The organism is Amycolatopsis sp. NPDC003861 (assembly GCF_053605405.1).
In genome coordinates this window covers 1-18,680 of record NZ_JBSGJD010000118.1, presented here as the reverse complement: position 1 = coordinate 18,680, position 18,680 = coordinate 1, and the positions used below count along the sequence as shown (strand labels likewise).

Here is an 18,680-nt window from a genome sequence, read left to right as displayed (position 1 = left end):
CGCATCCCGCCGCTCAGCTGAGACGAACTTCAACGCCCTCCCACTTGACCCGCCTGACGTGACGTCGGGTGGTGCGACGTGGAGGGCACGATGTCCGCGCACATTGTCATCGACTGGCTCGGCCAGATCCCGAATCCGACACCGGTTCAGCCCCCGGTCGGCGGCGACAAGATTTTGGGGCTGCTCAACAACGTCAAGTGGGGTGCGGCCGTCGCGCTGATCCTGGGCTTCTTCGTCGGGCTGATCGTCTGGGTCGGCGGCCGCTGGGTCGATCACCACCGTGCCGGGAAAGTCGGCGTCGTCATGATGCTCTGCGCTGTCGCCGGCGCGATCCTCTACGGCATCGGCTGGTCGCTGATCAACAGCTTCGCGGGCGGCTGAGCCATGTTCGCCACCACGCCGCGGCGCTCACGCACGCGAACGCGCCGCCTGTTCCTCATCGCCGTCCTGATCGTCGCCGCGGCCGCGATCGTGCTCGTCGCCCGGCAGGCAACAGCACCACCGTCGTCCCCGCCGGCCGTGACGCCGCCCGGCGCCGCGCCCTCGCCGACACCCACGGCGCCGGTTGACGAGGCGACGACCTCGGCCACCCGGCCCATGCTGACCCTGCCGCCGGAAGCGGCCCTGCCCCACGAGCTCACCACCGCCACGGCCGGCCCGCCGATCACCGTGCCACAAGCGGCCCCGATCGCGAACCGCGTGATCTCCGACAGCTTTCCGGCTACCGCGGAAGGCGCGCTGGGCTGGCTGACCGCGTTCAACGAGTCCGCCCTGCGCGGCGGCGACCCAGCCACCTACGTGCGGGCCTACGGCGAAGCCGCGCTCCCGCACGCCCCGTCCCCGCAGGGCAGCGGCCCGCTCGCGCTGCTGACCTCCTTCCGCGACGAAGCCGACATCCGTCCCGGCGAGCTGAAGCCCGGCCTGACCGTGACCTACGACGTGTCCCAGGGCCTGATCAAGGGCACCGCCGACGGCGGCCGGTTCGCGGTGGTGTGCACGCTCGGGCAGCTGAGCTTCGACTACCAAGGCCAGTCCACCCGCATGGGCATCGGCGACTGCCAGGCCCTGCGCTGGACCGGCACCGCCTGGCGGATCGCCCCCGGCGCTCGCGCCGCTTACGCGGCGTCGGCGTGGCCGGGCAGCGCCGAATCGGTCGCGGCCGGCTACCGGCCCCTCAACCGCGAGGGTGCCCGATGACGCCCGCGGAGCTGGAGTTGCTGAAGGCGCTGGGCAGGCTAGCCGGCGCAGGGGTCAAGGCGACTGCTGCCGGGGTCCTCGAGCCGCTCATGGCGGCGACCTGGTCCGCGGCCTTGTTCATTCTGCGCACCGCCTTCGAGCTGGTCGACCAGTTCTCCATCTTCACGGTGTCCACCACGGACGGGCCGGTGTCGATTCTGTGGCCGATGACGCTCTGGATTTCCGGGGCCATCGCGCTGGGGATGTTCTTCTGGCAGATCATCACCACCGTTCTGCACGGCGGCCGTGGGTTCGTCCGTCTGATCACCGGCCCAGTTCAGTACGGGATCGCTCTCGCGGTGACGGTCGGGGTGGTTGCGGCGTTCCTCGCCGCCGCTGACGGCCTGACCGAGGCGATTCTGTCCACGGGGCTGCGGGTGGGCAACTTCCGCGACGCGTTGAACATGACCGGCTTCACCGACGCCCTCTCCGATGAAGTCAAGAACGTCGTGCTCGGCTTGGCCGGCGCTTTCGGGGTGATCCCCGCGGGCTTGGGCTTCGCGTTCGAGGCCGTGTTCCGCGAAGCCGCGATCTACGTGCTGGTCGGCGCAATTCCCATTGCCGCTGCGGGATTGGTGGCCGATGGAACAGGGCGGTGGTACTGGAAAGGCGTCCGCTGGTGCGGGGTGGCGGTGGCGATGAAACCGGCCCTGGCGTTCGTTGTGGTGCTGGCCGTGGCGATCGTCGGTGGCGCGCAGGGGCTGTCCGGGCTGCTGGCCGGCATCGGGGTGCTGTTCGTCGCGCTGTGTGTGCCGCTGGTGCTATTCAAACTGTTCGCCTTCGTCGACCCCGACGCCGACCCGCAAGGCGTGTTCCGGGACAGGCTTTCGGACGCGGGCCTGGACTCCTACGGCGCCAACAGCATCGCCGGGCGCATGGCTCGCGCGTTCCGGAACAAAGTCGGCAACGAGTTCGGGGACGACGAGAACAGCGGCGGGGATGACGGCGGCGATGGCCAGGAGCAGGCCAACGTCGATCGATTCGATCAGGCCGTCGCCGATGAGGATACGAGCGGCGGCACGCCCGGCGACGAGAATGCCCCTACGGACGCGAGCGCTGCCGCCACCTCCGGTGGCCGTGCGCCCCATACAGGCACCTCGGGCGCTGGCGCAGAAGGTTCGGAAGCCGGCCCGGCAGGAGAGGCAGCGGAGGGGGCAGAGCTACCTGCCACGGGCGCCGACGGTGCCGGCGGCGCGAACCTGACTGGTGCTGTCGACGGCGGTAGCGATGATGACGGGCAACCGCCACCTGCGGACCCGCCGGGCGATGCGGGTCCGCCGACCCCGCCGATCCCGTCGGCCCCCAAGCCGCCGGGCGGTCCGCCGCCGGACGAGGGCGGCGGCGCCGCGGCCGGTGAGGCCGAGGACGCGGCGGTGCTGCTGTGAGTACCGCGACACGCATCTATAAGGGGCTCTCCCGCAAGGAACACGCGGGCTGGATTATCGGGCTGACGCCAGTGCAGGCGTTCGTGTGCGTCGGGTTGGCCGTGCCGGTGATCCTCGCACTGGCGTCCGGGCAGTTCGGCCGGGCATTGCTGCTGGGCGCGGTGTGCGGCACGGCGGCGACGCTGGTCGTGGTGCCAGTCCGCGGACGTCCCGCGCTGCGGTGGCTCGGGCACCTGCTGCTCTACCGCGCCGGCATCGTCCTGGGCTGGTCGCGGTGGCAGTCGCGTGCCGTGGCCGGGCAGGCCGAGGATCTCGACGAGCCGGATCTGCCTGGGGTGCTGGCCCGCTTGCGGTTTCCCGACGGGCCGCCGCTGCGGGATCTGGGCCGGGTGTGCCTGATCCACGACACCGGCGACGGCCGGTGGGGCGCGACCGCCCGCCTGACCCACGCCGGGGTCGGGATGCTCTCGGACGCCCAGTGTGAGCGGCTGGCCAACCGGCTGGGCAACCTGCTGCTGTCGATCGGGCACCGCGAGGTCATCGACCGGATGACCCTGCTGGTGCGCACAGTGCCCGACGACGGCGCCGATTACCAGGCCTGGCGCGCCGAGCACGACGTCCCGCATGCGCCCGCGCTCGCGCGCCAGGCGTCGCAGGAGCTGGACCGGCTGGTCGGCGCGGTGTCGGTCCGGCACGAAGTGTTCGTCACCCTCTCCGGCACCGAAGACGCCCTCCGCCGTCCGGCCGCCGCCGCTGGGGGTGGGGTCGCCGGCCGGGCCGCCGTGCTCTACCGGGTGCTGGACGGGCTCGAGGACAAGCTCAAGTCCCTCGGCGCCAGCACCGTCAAGTGGCTCTCCGGTCCGGAGCTGGCGGTGGCGATCCGCACTGGATTCAACCCGGCCAGCGCCGCCGGCCTCGCCGCGCTCCGCCACCGCGCGGGCAACGAGAAGGGTGTTCGCTGGGCGACGGCCGGGCCGGTGCACGCTCCGCCGCCCTCGCCGCGGGCGTACTACCACGACGGCTTCGCGACCGTGTCCTACTCGGTGCTGATTCCCGAGGCCGGCACGGTGTTCGGATCGCTGGGTGGGCTGCTGGCGGTCAAGACCGCCGGCGAGCGCCGCAGCCTCGCCATCCACTACGAAACCCTGTCCCAGCACCGGTCCCGCAAGGCCGTGCGCCGGCTGCGGTTCCGCACCGGTGTCATGCGTGACTGGAAGTCCTCCAAAGGCTTCAACTCCGGCGCCGCCGAAGCCCGTGAGGCGGGCGGGGCGCGGGCGCAGGAGCACGCGGTCGCAGCCGGGCACGGCATCGTCCGCTTCGCCGTCGCCGCCGCGGTCACCATCCCCGAGACCTGGAACGTCGAGGATCACGCGGCCAAGCTGGAGAACGACATCGCCGGCCGCTTCCAGCTGCTGCGGATGGAACTGGCCCAGGACGCCGGGTTCGTCGCCGCCGTCCTGCCTGTCGGTGTCGGCCTGCCCCGCCTGCGCGGCGGTGCGTCATGAGCCGCCGCACCGACGAGCGGACCGCCGCGGAACTGCTTGCCACCTTCGGACCCGCGCTCAGCACAAGACCAACCGGGCACCAACGCCCGGACGGCCGTACCGCCCGCGTGAACCGGCGCGCGGCACCCCAGCGCGGGTTCGCCCGCCCCGGGTACGGCTGGTCGCCGGTGCCGGCGCCGCTGCAGGTCTACCAGGCCGGCACCCACGTGCTCGGCGGGTTGTTCCCGCTGCTGGCCGCGAGCCCGCTGCCGGCGGTCGGGGCGCGGATGGGCTACGACGTCCACTCCGGCGGCGCGTTCTACCTGCACCCGGTCGAGTTCGTCCTGCGCGCGATCTGCACCAACCCCAACATGGTCCTGTTCGGCGAACCCGGCCGCGGCAAGAGCTCCACGGTGGTGGCGTTCCTGCTGCGGATGATGCTCACCGGCGTCCGCACCCTCATCTCCGGCGACGTCAAAGGCGAATACACCCCACTTCTGCACGCCCTGGGCGTCACGCCGATCATGCTCGGCCGCGGCAGCAGTGCCCGCCTCAACGCCCTCGACCTCGGACCCTTGGCTGCGCGCTGGGACGCGTGGTCAATCGAGCGGCAACGCGATGAGCTGGACGGGGTGCTGGGCCGGTGGGTGCAGCTGCTGGTCGCGCTGGCCGAAGCCCAGGGCTACCGGCCCACCGTCACCGACGAAGCCGCCCTCTCCGCGGTGCTGCGGCAGCTGCTCGGCGTCCACGACGGCTACACCCAGCTCACGCCGATCACCATCCCCGACGTCCACCAGGCGCTGGCCGACCCGGACGAGCCGCTGTGGCAGAGCCTGCGCTTCGCCGGCCGCCGCCAATTCCTGGACCATCTTCGGTCGATCACCGACGCGCTGGCCAACCTGATCAGCGGTCCGCTAGCCGGGCTGTTCGACGCCGCCACGAACTTCACCGTCGACTGGAACGCCCCGATCCAGAGCCTGGACCTCTCGCGGCTGCGCACCCGCGGCGACCAGGCCATCGCCGTCGCGTTGACCTGCCTCGGTTCGTGGTCGTCGCTGGCCACGGATCTGCAGGAGGACGGGGAGCTGCGGATCGTCGTCCGCGACGAGATCTGGCGACAGCTCCGGCTCGGGCTACGCGCCGTTCAAGCGGTGGACAGCGAACTACGGCTCTCGCGCGCCGAACGCAAAATCCAGGTCCTGGTCAGCCACAAACCCGGCGACTTCCTCTCCGTCGGCGCCACCGGCTCCCAGGAAGTCGCCATCGCCCGCGACCTGCTCGCCCTGTGCTCGATCCGCGTCCTTCTCGGACAGTCCACCCGCGTGGCGAGCGAACTGGCCGATGTCCTTGCACTGTCGGAGAAAGAGCACGAGGCGACAACCGGGTGGGCGAACGACCGGCAGGGTCGTGCGCTGTGGAAGATCGAGAACCGGACCGGGCTGAAAGTGCAAACGGTGCTCAGCCGGGTTGAGCGGCAGATCTTCGACACCAACTCCCAGCTTGTGTCGAAGCCGAACCCGCTTCCCTCTGACGCCGTACCGGCGACGTCGTCATGAAGCCCCACGGCATGCTCGCGGGTGTCGCCGGCGCGCTGGGCGGGCTGGTGTTCCTGCCCATCCTCGCGCTGGCGCTGATGGTCGGCCCCACAGCGACCGCGACGATCGTGCAGCTGAGCGGCTGCGAGCAGGGCGGCCCGGGCGGCGGCTCCATCGTCGTCGACCGCCAGCAGCTGGGCGCCGAGGAGATGGACATCGCCCGCACCATCGTCGACGTCGTCCAGCAACGACGGCTACCCAAGCGGGCCGCGGTCCTCGCGGTCGCCACCGGGATGGTCGAGTCCGGGCTGCGCAACCTCGACTACGGCGACCGCGACTCACTCGGGGTGTTCCAGCAACGGCCGAGCCAAGGGTGGGGCACCCGCGAGCAGATCCTCAACCCCGTCTACGCCACCGGCAAATTCCTCGACGCCCTCATCGCCCTGCCCGGCTGGGACACCATGGCCCCAGGCCAGGCGGAGCAAGCGGTGCAACACAGCGGCTTCCCGGACCGCTACGCCCCACGCGAACCCATTGCCGCAGCGATCGTGGATCGGTTCTGGACCGGGCCGGACAACCCCGTGCCGGCCACCCCAAGCGCGAGCGGGACGGAGTCAGTAGCGGCGAAGACGCTGTGCCCGGACCAGGGCGGGTCCGACGTGCCCCGCGACCCGCGCCAGGTGGACCCTGCGAAGCTGCCGCCGGGGTTCACGCTGCCGGAGGATGCTCGTCAGCGCGCGGCGGTCGGCTTCGCGCTGGGCCAGCTCGGCAAGCCCTACGTGTGGGGCGCGAAGGGCCCGGACGCCTACGACTGCTCCGGGCTGATGCTTGCCTCCTGGGCCGCCGCTGGAATCGGCATCCCCGCAGGCACGGTCAGCCAGGTCCACGCCGGCCACTCCGTCTCGTCACTGGAGCAGGTACAACCGGGCGATCTGCTGTTCATCCCCGGCTCGCTGGGCACCGCGCAGGTGCCGCGGCACGTCGGGATGTACGCCGGGCACGGGGTGATCGTCGACGCCTACGACACCGACACCGGCGTCATCCTCGAACCCCTCTCCGCCTGGACCTCGAAGATCGTCGCGATCCGCCGGATCGCCGACCCCAGCTCGCCCTCCCCGCCACCGGGAGGGAGCCCACTCCGATGAACCTCGCCGTGGTGCCGCTCTCCCGCTGTCCGGGAGGAGCGGCCGATGCCGCGCACACGCACCGACACACTCAACCTGGACCGCGACGTCGCCCTGATGGGCCTCGCGGTCGCCGCCCTGGCGATCCTATGCGCGCTCGGCGCGACGGTCGTCACCACGGCCGTTCTGGTGACCGGATTCTTCTCCGGCACCTGGACGTGGCCCCCGATCACCGCATGGGCGGGCTTCGCCCTCACGGTCGTCTTCCACGCCGCTGACCCTGGGCCGCGTTTGCCGGTCCCGTGGTCAGGCGCGGTCAGCGATCACCAGCTGGCGTTCTACGTCTGGTTCACCACCATCACCATGCTCACCGCCGGGCTCACTGTGGGCGCCGCGATCACGGTCTGGCGACGCGTCGCGCCGACCGATTCAGGCCACGCCACCCGCCGCGAGATGGCCAAGACCCTGTCGATCGACGCCGCACGCAAGACCGCGACGTGGACCCGCGGTGACCTCACCGCCGAGCAACGCCGCGCCGCGCCCCTCGAGCAGATCGCGGTCCCGCTGCACCAAGGGCCCCGCCGTCAGCAGCTGGTCACCTCGCTGGAGACCCCGACCGGGACGATCGCCCCGACCCGCTCGGGCAAGAGCCGCACCGACCTGGTGCACAAGGCCCTCGCCGCCCCGGGTGCCCTGGTGGCGTCGACGACGAAGAACGACCTCGCCGAGTGGTGCCTGCTGGCCCGCACCCGCCGCCCCAGCGCTGGGCCGGTGCTGGTGATCGACGCCACCGGCACCCTGTCCTGGCCGGCCCACGCCCGCTGGTCCCCGGTCACCGGCTGCGCCGACCCCGCGGTCGCGCTACGGCGGGCGGAAACGCTGATCGAAGCGTCCTCGCTCGGGCTGGAGAACGTCGGCGGCAACGACGCGGTGTTCCGCGGCCGGGCCACGATCGTCATGCAGGCCTACCTGCTCGCCGCCGCCACCCACCACCGCACCGTCGATCACCTGGTGCGGTGGTCGATCGCCAAACCCGCCGACCGGGAACCCGTCGAGCTGCTGGAGCAGCAGTATCCGCAGCTGGCGCAGAACCTGGAGTCGGAGATCGGGATGGTCGCCGAGACCTCCGACGCAGTCTGGATGTCAGTCCGCCGCGCGATCGAGCCGTTCATGAACCCGGCCATCCGCCACTTCGCTACCCCGAGCCCGGCCGAGGAACTGGACATCGACGAGTTCCTGCGCCGCCGCGGCAGCCTGTTCATCATCGCCGGGGAACACCAAGCCCCGCAGGCCCGGCCAGTGCTGACCGCGCTGGTCGAGCAGATCCTCACCACCGCCCAGGACACCGCACTGCGCCACGAACGCCGCCGGCTGGAGCCACCAACCACCGCGATCCTGGACGAGCTGTTCGCCGGGACGCCGGTGCCGCGGCTGCCGGCGATCATCGCCGACTCCGCCGGCCGCGGCGTGCTGATCCACTGGTCCGCGCAATCCCGCTCCCAGCTGGACGAGCTCTACGGCGAACCCGGCCGGCTGCAGCTGATCGACAACACCCTCACCCTGACCGCGTTCCCGGGGCTGAAAGACGACAAGACGCTGGAGTGGCTGTCCACGCTGTCCGGGCAGCACCGCCGCCGCACTCATCAGCACCACAGCGACGGACTGTTCAGCGTCGGTCGCGGCGCCAGCGGCGAGGAAACCGTCCCGACGCTGCGCGCCGGCGACATCCGCACCCTCGACCGCGGCCGGGTGCTGATCCTGCACGGCAACCTGCGCCCGATCCTCGGCCGCACCGTCGACGTCGAACAACGCCCGGACTGGCCCCAGCTGCAGGCCGACGTCGCCGCGATCCGTTCCGGGCGGGCCGCGATCACCCTCGACGGCTATCCGCTGCTGCTGCCCGGTGGAGGTGATCTGCGATGAACGATGACGACATCGCCGCACGTCCGGAAGACGCCGACGGCGACGACGAGCGGCGAACGGACGGTCAGGAGGAACTCGAGCCGCGGTCGCTGGACGAGCTCAACGAGGTGGTCGCCGGACTGGAAACCGTGGCCGAGGTCCTGGGCCGGCAGATCGAGCAGATGTCGACGAAGCTCGCGGAGCTGATCGAGGAGCCGGAGAGCGATCCACGGCTGGCGCGGTGGCTGACGTTCCTGCCGCCGCACGCGGCCGAAGACAAGCAGCACCGCGGGGAAACACCGCTGTTCACAATCGCGCACTTCGTGCAGTACTACAACGAGACCTACGTCAGCAATCCCGGGACTCGCGCGGTCGCCATTCCCGACTGCTGGCTGGAGCATCCCGGACTGGTCGCCGAGATTGCCACCCTCACCTACACCTGGCGCGAAGCCCACCTGGGCAAGACAGCCACTGCCCGTGACGCGCAGTACTGGCACGACCATTGGCGGCCCGGCTTCGCCGAGCGGATGGCCACCGAGTGGGTTCATCAACGCTGCCGATCCGACGGCCACAAGACCGCCGGCGCACCGGCTCGCCCCGACCGCTTCACCCTGGAACACCGCCAACGGCAAGAACAGGCAGCGGCAGAGACCGACAGCGACGACCGGCTAATCACGCCCAGTCGGCCATGATTACCTCCTCGCGTCGCCGGACGCGCAGGCGCGAAACCGGTACCCGGTTCGTGCGTGTATCGGTGATCGCGCTGTATGTCGGGTGCGTCGTCGGCGCGAACTGGCTGGCCGAGCACGTCGGCGTCGTCGGCGTCGGGTTCGGCTTGCACGCTGCGGCCGCGGTGTATGCGGCGGGTCCGGTGCTCGTGGTCCGGGATTGGGTGCAACGCCTCGCCGGGCTGCGGATCTCTTTAGTGGCTGTCGCTGTTGGCACGGCGCTGTCCTATGTGGTTGCCGGACCGGCCGTCGCGACGGCGTCGGCGGTGTCCTTCGCGGTCAGTGAAGTGCTCGACGCGGCCGTGTACTCCGCCATCGTCCGGCGGCGGGGTGTTGTCGTTGCGGTGCTCTGCAGCGGGATCGTGGGTGTCGCCGTCGACTCGCTGCTGTTCCCGGCGATCGCGTTCGCTTCCCTCGCGCTGACACCAGGTCACCTGCTGGGCAAGACGTACGGCGTCGTCGCCGGAACAATCGTGACCGCTCTTGTCTGTCGCCGGCCATGAGGTTTCTGCTCGGGACGCATCGGCCGTACTGGCTGGGGCTGCTCGATGTGCCGTTGTTCGTGTCCGACCGCACGCTGCGCCGATACAAAACTTTGCCGGTCGCCTCGTGCGACTGGGCGTGCGACTCCGGCGGTTTCAGCCAGCTTTCCCGGTGCGGAACGTGGGCATGCGGTCCCAGCCCGCGTGAGTACGCGGCCCGGATTCGCCGCTACCGCGACGAAATCGGTCGCCTGCTCTGGGCCGCCCCACAGGACCACATGTGCGAAGACGCGATCCTCGCGCGCACAGGACTCGATGTCGCACAGCACCAGGAACTGACGATCAGCAACTACCTGCAGCTGCGATCCCTCGACGCGGAACTGCCGTTCATCCCGGTCCTGCAAGGTCAGTCCATCGAGGACTATCACCGCTGCGCCGACCGCTACGAGCAACGCGGTATCGACCTCGCCGCGGTTCCCCTGGTGGGAGTCGGGAGTATTTGCCGGCGCCAGCACACCGCAGAAGTCGAGGGTATCGTGCGTTCGCTCGCCCAGCGAGGCTATCGATTGCACGCCTTCGGAGCGAAGACCTTGGGTCTTGCCCGGTACGCCGACAACATCGCCAGTAGCGACTCGCTCGCCTGGTCCTTCGCCGCACGGTGGGAGCTGCCGCTACCGCAATGCCGCGGCCACCGTCGATGCAACAACTGCGTGAAGTTCGCCCTCCGCTGGCGACAGAAGATCCTCCAGGCCATCGGAACATCCGGAAACGATATGACAACCGCGGCGTAGCCCGACGGTGGTGAGTTATAGTGACACCGTCCGGCACATCTCATTGGCCGCCGGAGTCACTGGAGGTTTTGCCGTTATGGCGCAGAAAGTTCTCGTGGAGATGGTCGACGACATCGACGGTGGCGTGGCCAACCAGACGGTCCCGTTCAGCCTGGACGGGGTGAGCTACGAGATCGACCTGTCCGACGACAATGCTGCCGCGCTACGCGATGAACTCGCACGCTACGTCGCCGCGGGACGCCGGGTCGGTGGCAGGAAGGTGCGGTTGGCGGCAGGTGAGTCGGCTCAGGCGAAGAAGCCCGGCACCGCGGCCGCGGACCGCGAACGGTCACGCCAGATCCGGGAGTGGGCCAACAACAACGGCTACACCGTGTCCGAACGCGGCCGCCTCTCCAGCGAGATCATCGAGGCGTTCGAGGCGAACGACGGCCAGCCCATCGTCCTCGACGAACCCGCCCCTGCTGCGCGCAAGCGAGCGCCGCGCAAGAAGGTCGCGGCCACGAAGAAGTAATGACGGCCAGGTGACGACGCTGACAAGGCGCGCCTGGGCAAGAAAGCAAGGCAACGACGTCCGGCGAAGGCGGCCACGCACCGTTCCAGGCCGCCTTCGCCGGACGTCGTTTGCCTCCGTTCAGTAGGTGAGTCCGCGGTGAAAGCTTTCGCCGTAGCCGGCCTCGTGGCCGTCGACGAGTTCTTCTTCCAGTTCGGTGCGCCGCGCGGCTGCGGCGGCGTCCGCCTCTGCTTCTTCTTCCTGTGCCTTTTCGGCGGCGAGGCCGGCGAAGAACCGTGCGGCGTACTCGTCGGCGGCGTCGCGCAGTGACTCGCGGGTCAGCATGACATCCGATGCGGCGTCTTCGCGGTCAGGTGTGGTCATCAGGTGCCTCCATTGCCGGGTGATGTCCCGCCAGGCGTCGGCGCGAAGGTCGTTGCCGGGCGGTTGGTTGCCGATCGGGGAGGCGGCACCGGTGGTCGTGATGCCGTAGGTTTCACGGTACGCCGCAGCGAGCCCGACGACCTGGTCCCATTGTCGCGCGAGCGCGACGTCGTCGGGGCGGACCCCGAAGCGTGCAAGCCACGGCGGTTGCTCCCGCATAGCGGTGTCTCGCAGCTGGTCGGTTCGCGCGGTGATCTCCGCGTTCATGGTTGCCAGCCGCTCCAGGGAACCGCGATGGTCAGGCGCGCGCGCGAGATCGGGCTGCGCCTGCCACGGCAGGGCAGAGTGGTGCCCGGCGCCGGCGTCGTGCTGGCGCACGAGCGCGCTGACCAGCGCTACGCCGGTCTTGCGGGGATCTGCGTGTTCGGCGCCGGTTGATGTCGCGGCGACCTGGCGGGCGGCGTCGGTGAGCGCGGTGTCGGAGTCGAGTCCGCGGGCGGCGCCGCCGGCGGCGTGGCGCCACACGATGCCCCATTTTTCCTCGCTGATTGCGGCGCCGGGCAGGTGCGCGGCGACGATCTGCTGCCAGCGGGCGATCTGCTCGTCGGTGGCGGGGGCGATCCGGGCTGGCGCATCGTAGGTCCGGACGTGGTCGTTGACCCGCTTGGCGAGGACTGCCGCCGGGTCCTCGGCCCAGCTGAACCCGCGATCGTCGACCAGGTCGCGGACGATGCGTTCGGCCTGCCACCCGCGGTCCTGCGCGCGAGCCAGCGCCGCCAGCGCGGCCGGTTCGGCACCGGCGTTGACCGCGTCGGGGACGTAGCGGGCCAGCACATCGAGGTAGCGGTCCTCGTCACCGTCGCGGGCCAGCAGCTCGTAGCGGCGAATGAGCACGTTCAGGGGCTCGAGGACGACACGTTCCTCGACGTGATCGAAATCGGCGAACACCTCGTCCCACTCGGTCCGTCGAGCCGCAGGGCGAGGCTGCGCGGGTGCGGCTGAGGCTGGCTCGCGCTCCTGGCCGAAGGACTCCCAGCGCTCGGTGAGGGTGCGCCAAGCGTGTGCCCGCGCCCCGCGGCTGTCAGGCTTGTCGCCCAGCGGCGCCTCACCGTCGATGCGGAACGTCTCGCGGTACGCAGCGACCAGACCGACCAGGTCATCCCACTCCTCGGCCGCGATCGGATTGTCCGGCCGCGGCCCAAGCCCCGACACCCACTCCGGCTGCTCGCGAATCACCGCTGCGCGCAGGTGCTCGACGCGGTCGGCGATCGCGAGGTTCATCTCGTGCAGGTACTGGGCATGCCCAGGATGGTGACGCACGTGGGCGAAGTCAGGGCGGGCCAGCCACGGAACAGCGCGCACGTGGGCCTCACCGCGGTCACGTCGGCGCTCCAGCTCGGCGGCGAGCGCGGCGTCGGCGTAGCGGTCATCCGGCATGGGATCCGGCACCGCTGGACGGGCGGCGAGCTGATGGGCGACGACGGTCAGCGCGGCGTCGACGTCGAACCCGAGCGCCAGCGCGCCGGCCGCGCGGACCCAGATCTTCTCCCACTCGGGGTCTTCGACAGCGGCGTGCGGGGCGATCGCGTCGACGATGCCGCGCCAGCGGGTGACATCGGCCGGCTGGGGCGGGCCTGTGGCAGAGGGTGGCCGACGCCGACCGAGGTGGGTGGTGATCCGGGCTTGCAGGGCCGCGCCGGGGTTGTCGGCCTCGTTCAGGGACTGGCTCCAGCGCATGACGGCGGCGACGAGGGGGTCGGGTTCCCAGCCGAGGTCGTGGGCGTTGCGCAGCGTCTGGATGAGTGCCGGCTCGCTGTCCAGGTCCAGCGTGGACGGGGCATGGCGGGCGAGGATGGCGCGGTAGCGGTCCTCGTCGCGGTAGGTGGCGGTGTAGTTGTAGCGCAGCACCAGCGTGCCCATCGACACCGCCGCGTCCTGAGCCTCCCGCAGCGTCTCGGTCGCCGACACTTCCGCACCCGAGTGGTTCAGCACCCCCGTCATCACCGACCACGCCGACACCGGTTCGGGGGTTTCGCGATGCTGATCGATGACGTGGTGGTGGGTGACGACATAGAGGAAGTTGCCGAGCATGGCGCGGGTGATGCCGGGGTAGAACTGCTCGCGGGTCATCGTCGGCGGCACCAGCAGGTGGGCGTTGCCGGTGCTGGTCATGCCCTGCACGCGGTTGACGGTGGCGGCGTAGGCGAGCTCGACGTGGGCCTGGACGTACCCGGCCGGCAACGTGATCGCGGCCTTGTGCACCCGGTGTTGCACGGTGATCTTGCCGCTGGCGTGCACGTCGGTGACGGTCCAGACGTCGCCGTTCTTGACGAAATCTCTCCCGCCGAACACCGACAGCAGCCGCTGATTGTGCCGGGTGACGACCCAGTCCCCGACACTGGCGGTGGTGGCGTCGTGCAGATCCACCTTTTGGCCGCGGTCGACCAACCCCTGGTTGAGGCGCCGTTCGCGGGCGTCGATGTTCAGCGCGACGGTGTCCTCGTTGGTCGGCACGATCAACAGCGACTGCACGCCGGCGTCAAGGTCGGCCTGCCACCGCGAGCGCGCCGCGTCACGCATCGTCTCCAGCGACCCGTCGGAGACCCGCTGGCGGTCGAAGTAGTACTCGAGTCCCTTAGGGTTCCAGGCGCGGATTTGTAACGACGCCGCCGCTTGGTCTTCGCGGTCGTCGCCGCGGAACCGCACGATTTCGGTGAACCGGACCGCGCCGACGTCGTGGGCGATGAGCCGGATCGCGCCACCGGCTTCGACGGCGGCCAGCTGCGCGTCGTCGCCGATCAGCCGCACGTCGGCGCCGTTGTTGAGCGCGTATTTGACGACCTTGTGCAGGGTGTGGGTGCCGGCCATCGCCGCTTCATCGACGATCACCAGGTCCCCGGCCTCCATCGGGAACGCGCGATGGGCGAACCCGCACCGCAGCGCGGTGGTCAGCTGATGCAGCGTGTGCGGCTTCGCCCCGATCGACGCGCCGAGCTCCTGGGCCGCACGCGCTGAGGGGCCGAAGGCGTAGACGCGGTGGCCGGTGCGCCGCCACGCGGTCGCCAGGACCTTCATCGCCGAGGTCTTCCCGGCCCCGGCTGGGGCCAAGGCGAGCTGCAGCCGCCGCCCGGACCGGGCGAACTGGCGCACCATCTCCACCTGCCCGGCGTTCAACCCCTGACCGGCAAGGGCCTTCTCGACGGTGTCGACGCGCAGGCGGTGCCCGCCGCCGCGGCGCGCCCAGGCGACCAGATCGCCTTCAGCGGCGAGGGTCGCGGTGGTGGTGTAGCGGGTGGAGCGGTGCTCCACGAACACCGACTCCCCGTCCCGGCGGCGTAGCGTAGCGGGTTCGTTGACCGCGGTCGGGCCGACGAGGGCGAGGGTGTCGGGCTGGGCCAGGATGGTATCGACGACGTCGTCGACGAGCTTTTCGCGCTTGTCGACCGGCACCGTCAGGTGCGCGGTCTGGCGGTGGGCTTCGGCGGCGAGGTGCCACCACGAGAAGTGGCTGTAGTTGTCCGACACCACCTCCCGTGTAACTTGAGCGAGTTTGGCGATGTCGAATGCGTCCGGTTCCGTGCGTCCGCTGAGGAATACGCGGTGGGCGAGGGTGTCCAGGACCTTGGCGGGTACGAGGGGCAGCGCGTGCTCGCGCCACGACTCGAGATGTTCCGGCAACGTCTTGGGAGGTTGCTTGCCGGGGCGGTTGTCGTACTGGGCCGCACGGTCGATGGCGAAGATATCCTTCGGCGTCGGCTCCTTCCCGTACTTGGCGCGGAATTCGACGATGCGTTTCGCTCGAGCTGCCTCGAATTGGCGATGCCGCTGGGAGAACAGCTTCACCAGCTCCAGCGGGACACCTTCGAGCTGCCACACCGGACGCTTCATGTCCACGCCCTCAGCGCCGCGCTGCACCCAGGAGGCGCCTTGTGCACGGAACAGGTCGCGCAGCCGGTTGTCGAAGTACTCCGACGCTGTCACCGTCGCGGCCAGGATGGTGCGGCCGTCGAGCGCGGTCCACTCGCCGTCGTCACTGCGCTGAACCTTCGACGAGACCAGGACGTGGAAGTGCAGGTGCGGATCCGACGCGCGGGAATCCCAGTGCTCGAACAACGCGGCGGTGATTCCGTTGACGTCGACCTGGGCCTCACCCATGTTCCCGCGACGGGTGTATGCGACGTTGCGCTCCACATACGACACGGTGTCGGTGGCGGCCTGGCGCGTCATGTCGACGATGCGTTTCCGCCCTGCCGGCGATGCCATCGCCCACGCGATGGAGACCGACTTGTCCGGCGCGAACACCATCTCGAACCCCGATACCGCCGACTTGAGGTTGCGTTTCTGTTCCGCCAGCCACTTACTCAGCTCTTTGTCACTGACAGGACCGCTGCTCGTATGAGCTTTGTGGTAAGCCTGCAGCTGCACGCCGCGCCGCAGTTCCGCGCGTGTGGCCGCCGAGATCGGCGCGCCGATCGGACGCCCGTGCAGACGGTTGTAGTCCTTATACGCCTGTGATACTTGGGAGCGCAGGTGATCAAGCGCGGAGTACTGCGGGAACCGCCGGCCGAGCCTCGTGGCCTTCAGGGCTTCGGCGGCGGTCGCGCCGTCAGCGATCATGTCGGCTTCGATGGCGTCGGCGTGGGGGTGCCGGCCTTCTCCGAAGAGGGCGTTCATCTGGGCAGGGGTGACTGCGCCGGAGAGTCCTAAGTGCTCTGCTCCGGCGCCGAACCATTGGCCTGCCGGGTAACCACGGGAGAGGTAGTAGTCACTTAACAGCTCGCCGGGTGCGAGCTCACGGCTGCGATCGGCGCATGCCACCGTGTTCGTGAGGTACTCATGACCACCAGGGCTCAGCTTCCGCAAGCCCATCATGTCCACACCAGACTACGCCGAAAAGGCGAAGGCGCCCACCTGGTTTCAGAAAGTCTGCAAGACGTGCTGTGTGCGGGGTAGGGGGTGGGATGGGTGAGGTGGTAGCGGTGGTGTGGTCGGCCGGGTGAGTGGGTGGCGGGGTGGTGTGGGGCTGGGTGTGGTGGTGGGCGGGGTGCGGTAGGTGGGGTGGTGTTGGTGGGGCGTGGTGGTGGTTGACCGAAACTGCGGTCGAGCGCCGGCGCCTGCACTAAGGCGCCCCTGGCGCCGTCTGCCGGCGCCGGGGCGGTCCCGGGGCTGTGCCGACACAGCAAAGCGGCCGCCGATCCGGAGATCGGCGGGCCGCTTTGCGTTCGCGTGGGGCTAGAACAGGCGGTCGTCGCAATCGATGTGCCTGCATCCGATGTGGCAGGCACGGCCGTTGCGTTCCTCGCGCCCGGTTGTGGGCTGGGTGGCGATGGTGAGGCGGGACAGCTCGCGTCGGATCGCGTCGGCGGGAATGACCTCGGTGACGGTGCCGTCTTGGCTGGTGGCCCATTGGGCGTGGCGGTCGAGTAGTGCCCGGAGGTACGCGGCGACCGGCGCGGGCGCGTCGGTCGGGATGGTGTCGGCGGCGATCTCGCGGTCGATGTCGGCGAGAAGAGCGTCAAAGGTGCGCACGGTGGCGGCTCCTGGTTCGGGCGGGGCGGGGGCACCCGGTTCGGGTGCCCCCGCGCGGCGGGTGGTCAGGCGGCGGCGGCGAGTTCGCGCGACGGCGCGAACGTGACCAGCGGCGGCGTGTTCAGTTCCCGGCAGATTTCGCACCGGTCGTCGGTGCTCGGGGTGCGCTGCTCGCTGGGGGTGCGTTCGAGGTTGCACGCCGCGCACAACCCGCCGGGCGCGACCGGGAGCAGCGCGAGCCGGTCATAGTCGTCGTCGGTCATCGGCTGGCCGGTCTGCTCGCTGAGGACGTCGGCGGTGTCGTCACGGTCGCCGTGCCGCTGCCGCTCGGCCTCGTAGGCGTCGACACCGCTTTCGTTCTTGCGGACCAGACCGGCGGACGGGATCGCCTGCTCCACCTCGCGCCACTGCTCGTCATAGTCAGGGTCGGTAGCGCTGTCGACGTAGCGGCGCGCGGCGCGCTGCTCGATCGGTTCGTGCCGGGCGGCGATCCGGTGGGCGGGCACGGTAGTGGTGTGCTCGCCGTTGGTCGGGCGCTCGGCGCTCTCGGCGTCTGTGGCGCACGTGCTGGAGCAGTAGCGCATTTCGGGGAGTCCGGCGAGGTTGCCATCGCAGTTGCCGCACCGGTGGATGTCGCCGGAGGCGGCTTCGGTGGCCTGCTGCCGGGCGGCGGTGCGCGCGCGGGCGTGGGCGGCGCGGGCCTTGCTCGCGTACACGCACGCCATCACCAGCGTGCGCATGTCATCGGCGAGGCTGGGCCACAGGGCGTAGGCGGTCTGGATGGCCTCGACAATGGCGGGGTGGTCGGCGCTGGGGTTCTTCAGCAGCGTCCCGCACACGGTGAACTCGGCCTTGTGCGCGTACTGGGTCTGGGCGTTGAGCCAGCGGAGCCCGTTGAGTGCGTCGGCGATGCGCGGCGGGGTCTCACGCAGCATCACCGTCACGTCGTTCACCTCGGTCACGGCGACGGCCCGACGGGTCTCGCTGGACCAGACACACTCGTTGAACAGCTCGCGCTCGGCGTTGCCGTAGCTGTCCCACTCGGCGTGGACGTTGCGCACGGCGGCGAGAACGTCACCCGTGAGAGCGGCGTCGGTGTTGAGCAGCGTGGCGCATGCGGTGAGGATCGCGGGCGGGTTCGCGCCGCTGTGGGAGAACACCCGCTTGAGTTCCTGCAGCGCGGGCCGGATGCGCGGCGGCTGCGCCTGCAAGGCGCGTACCGCGCGTTCGATGCTCTGGCGGTGCTTGGGGTGAATGGTCGAAACCATGATGTATCCAACCTTCGAGTTTGGGATTTGTGACGGCTTTCGGGTTTGCGGTCCCGATCACCTTGCGATTTCTATATTACTCGGTTGTTGCGGTCTGTTCCACTTGAAATGACGTTTCTGGCCACGTATTTAAGCTGATTCTGGCGTCGGATGAATTCGCCGAGACTGATTTGCTTCCGAGGTGCGTGCTTGCCGTTCCTGTGTCGTGCTAGCTGCGTCTGCGTGGCTGCTGGTCGGTGCGGTAAGAGTCGTCGTGCGCTGAGTGGGTGGTGGGTGGCCCCGAAGCAACCAGGGCAGGCCCTCGGCCTGCCCTTAACGCCTGGCCTAGGGAGTAGGGGCCCC

The 18,680-nt window shown here is 70.0% G+C and carries 14 protein-coding genes; 11 read left to right on the top strand and 3 right to left on the bottom strand.

Annotated features, from left to right (window positions below; genetic code table 11):
• The first annotated feature begins 78 nt into the window (after positions 1-78).
• The 11 genes from ACWEVN_RS26755 (at position 79) to ACWEVN_RS26705 (ending at position 11,178) form a co-directional block, all read left to right on the top strand.
• Positions 79-381 (top strand): hypothetical protein, encoded by a 303-nt coding sequence (locus ACWEVN_RS26755; protein ID WP_372667975.1) that lies wholly within the window; start codon positions 79-81, stop codon positions 379-381.
• Between the two features lie 3 nt (positions 382-384).
• The gene (locus ACWEVN_RS26750; RefSeq protein WP_452053122.1) at positions 385-1,197 is read left to right on the top strand and encodes a hypothetical protein; all 813 of its coding nucleotides are present in this window, start codon (positions 385-387) and stop codon (positions 1,195-1,197) included.
• Positions 1,194-2,621, top strand: coding sequence for a hypothetical protein (locus tag ACWEVN_RS26745; RefSeq protein ID WP_452053121.1), 1,428 nt, complete (start codon positions 1,194-1,196; stop codon positions 2,619-2,621). The genes ACWEVN_RS26750 and ACWEVN_RS26745 overlap by 4 nt, the downstream gene beginning before the upstream one ends.
• Positions 2,618-4,126 carry an SCO6880 family protein gene (locus ACWEVN_RS26740; protein ID WP_452053120.1) on the top strand — a complete coding sequence of 503 codons (1,509 nt, stop codon included), beginning with the start codon at positions 2,618-2,620 and terminating at the stop codon, positions 4,124-4,126. Before ACWEVN_RS26745 ends, ACWEVN_RS26740 begins: the two co-directional genes overlap by 4 nt.
• A complete protein-coding gene (locus ACWEVN_RS26735; protein WP_452053119.1) occupies positions 4,123-5,661 on the top strand; it encodes an ATP-binding protein in 1,539 nt (512 codons plus the stop codon). Before ACWEVN_RS26740 ends, ACWEVN_RS26735 begins: the two co-directional genes overlap by 4 nt.
• Positions 5,658-6,785 (top strand): C40 family peptidase, encoded by a 1,128-nt coding sequence (locus ACWEVN_RS26730; protein ID WP_452053118.1) that lies wholly within the window; start codon positions 5,658-5,660, stop codon positions 6,783-6,785. The genes ACWEVN_RS26735 and ACWEVN_RS26730 overlap by 4 nt, the downstream gene beginning before the upstream one ends.
• A gap of 45 nt (positions 6,786-6,830) precedes the next feature.
• Positions 6,831-8,687 carry a type IV secretory system conjugative DNA transfer family protein gene (locus ACWEVN_RS26725; protein WP_452053117.1) on the top strand — a complete coding sequence of 619 codons (1,857 nt, stop codon included), beginning with the start codon at positions 6,831-6,833 and terminating at the stop codon, positions 8,685-8,687.
• Positions 8,684-9,358, top strand: coding sequence for a hypothetical protein (locus ACWEVN_RS26720; protein ID WP_452053116.1), 675 nt, complete (start codon positions 8,684-8,686; stop codon positions 9,356-9,358). The genes ACWEVN_RS26725 and ACWEVN_RS26720 overlap by 4 nt, the downstream gene beginning before the upstream one ends.
• Positions 9,359-9,420: 62 nt before the next feature.
• The gene (locus tag ACWEVN_RS26715) at positions 9,421-9,897 is read left to right on the top strand and encodes a VUT family protein (RefSeq protein WP_452053115.1); all 477 of its coding nucleotides are present in this window, start codon (positions 9,421-9,423) and stop codon (positions 9,895-9,897) included.
• Positions 9,894-10,667: a deazapurine DNA modification protein DpdA family protein gene (locus ACWEVN_RS26710; protein WP_452053114.1), complete on the top strand. Its 774-nt coding sequence runs from the start codon at positions 9,894-9,896 to the stop codon at positions 10,665-10,667. Before ACWEVN_RS26715 ends, ACWEVN_RS26710 begins: the two co-directional genes overlap by 4 nt.
• A 76-nt stretch (positions 10,668-10,743) precedes the next feature.
• Complete coding sequence (locus ACWEVN_RS26705; RefSeq protein ID WP_452053113.1) at positions 10,744-11,178, top strand: histone-like nucleoid-structuring protein Lsr2; 435 nt, start codon at positions 10,744-10,746, stop codon at positions 11,176-11,178.
• 120 nt (positions 11,179-11,298) lie between these two features.
• Here ACWEVN_RS26705 and mobF read toward each other — a convergent pair whose 3' ends face one another.
• The 3 genes from mobF to ACWEVN_RS26690 form a co-directional block, all read right to left on the bottom strand.
• A complete protein-coding gene (gene mobF / locus ACWEVN_RS26700; protein WP_452053131.1) occupies positions 11,299-16,410 on the bottom strand; it encodes a MobF family relaxase in 5,112 nt (1,703 codons plus the stop codon).
• Between the two features lie 363 nt (positions 16,411-16,773).
• Positions 16,774-17,070 carry a hypothetical protein gene (locus tag ACWEVN_RS26695; protein WP_452053112.1) on the bottom strand — a complete coding sequence of 99 codons (297 nt, stop codon included), beginning with the start codon at positions 17,068-17,070 and terminating at the stop codon, positions 16,774-16,776.
• Positions 17,071-17,135: 65 nt separating this feature from the next.
• The gene (locus ACWEVN_RS26690) at positions 17,136-18,338 is read right to left on the bottom strand and encodes a hypothetical protein (RefSeq protein WP_452053111.1); all 1,203 of its coding nucleotides are present in this window, start codon (positions 18,336-18,338) and stop codon (positions 17,136-17,138) included.
• Positions 18,339-18,680 lie beyond the last annotated feature (342 nt).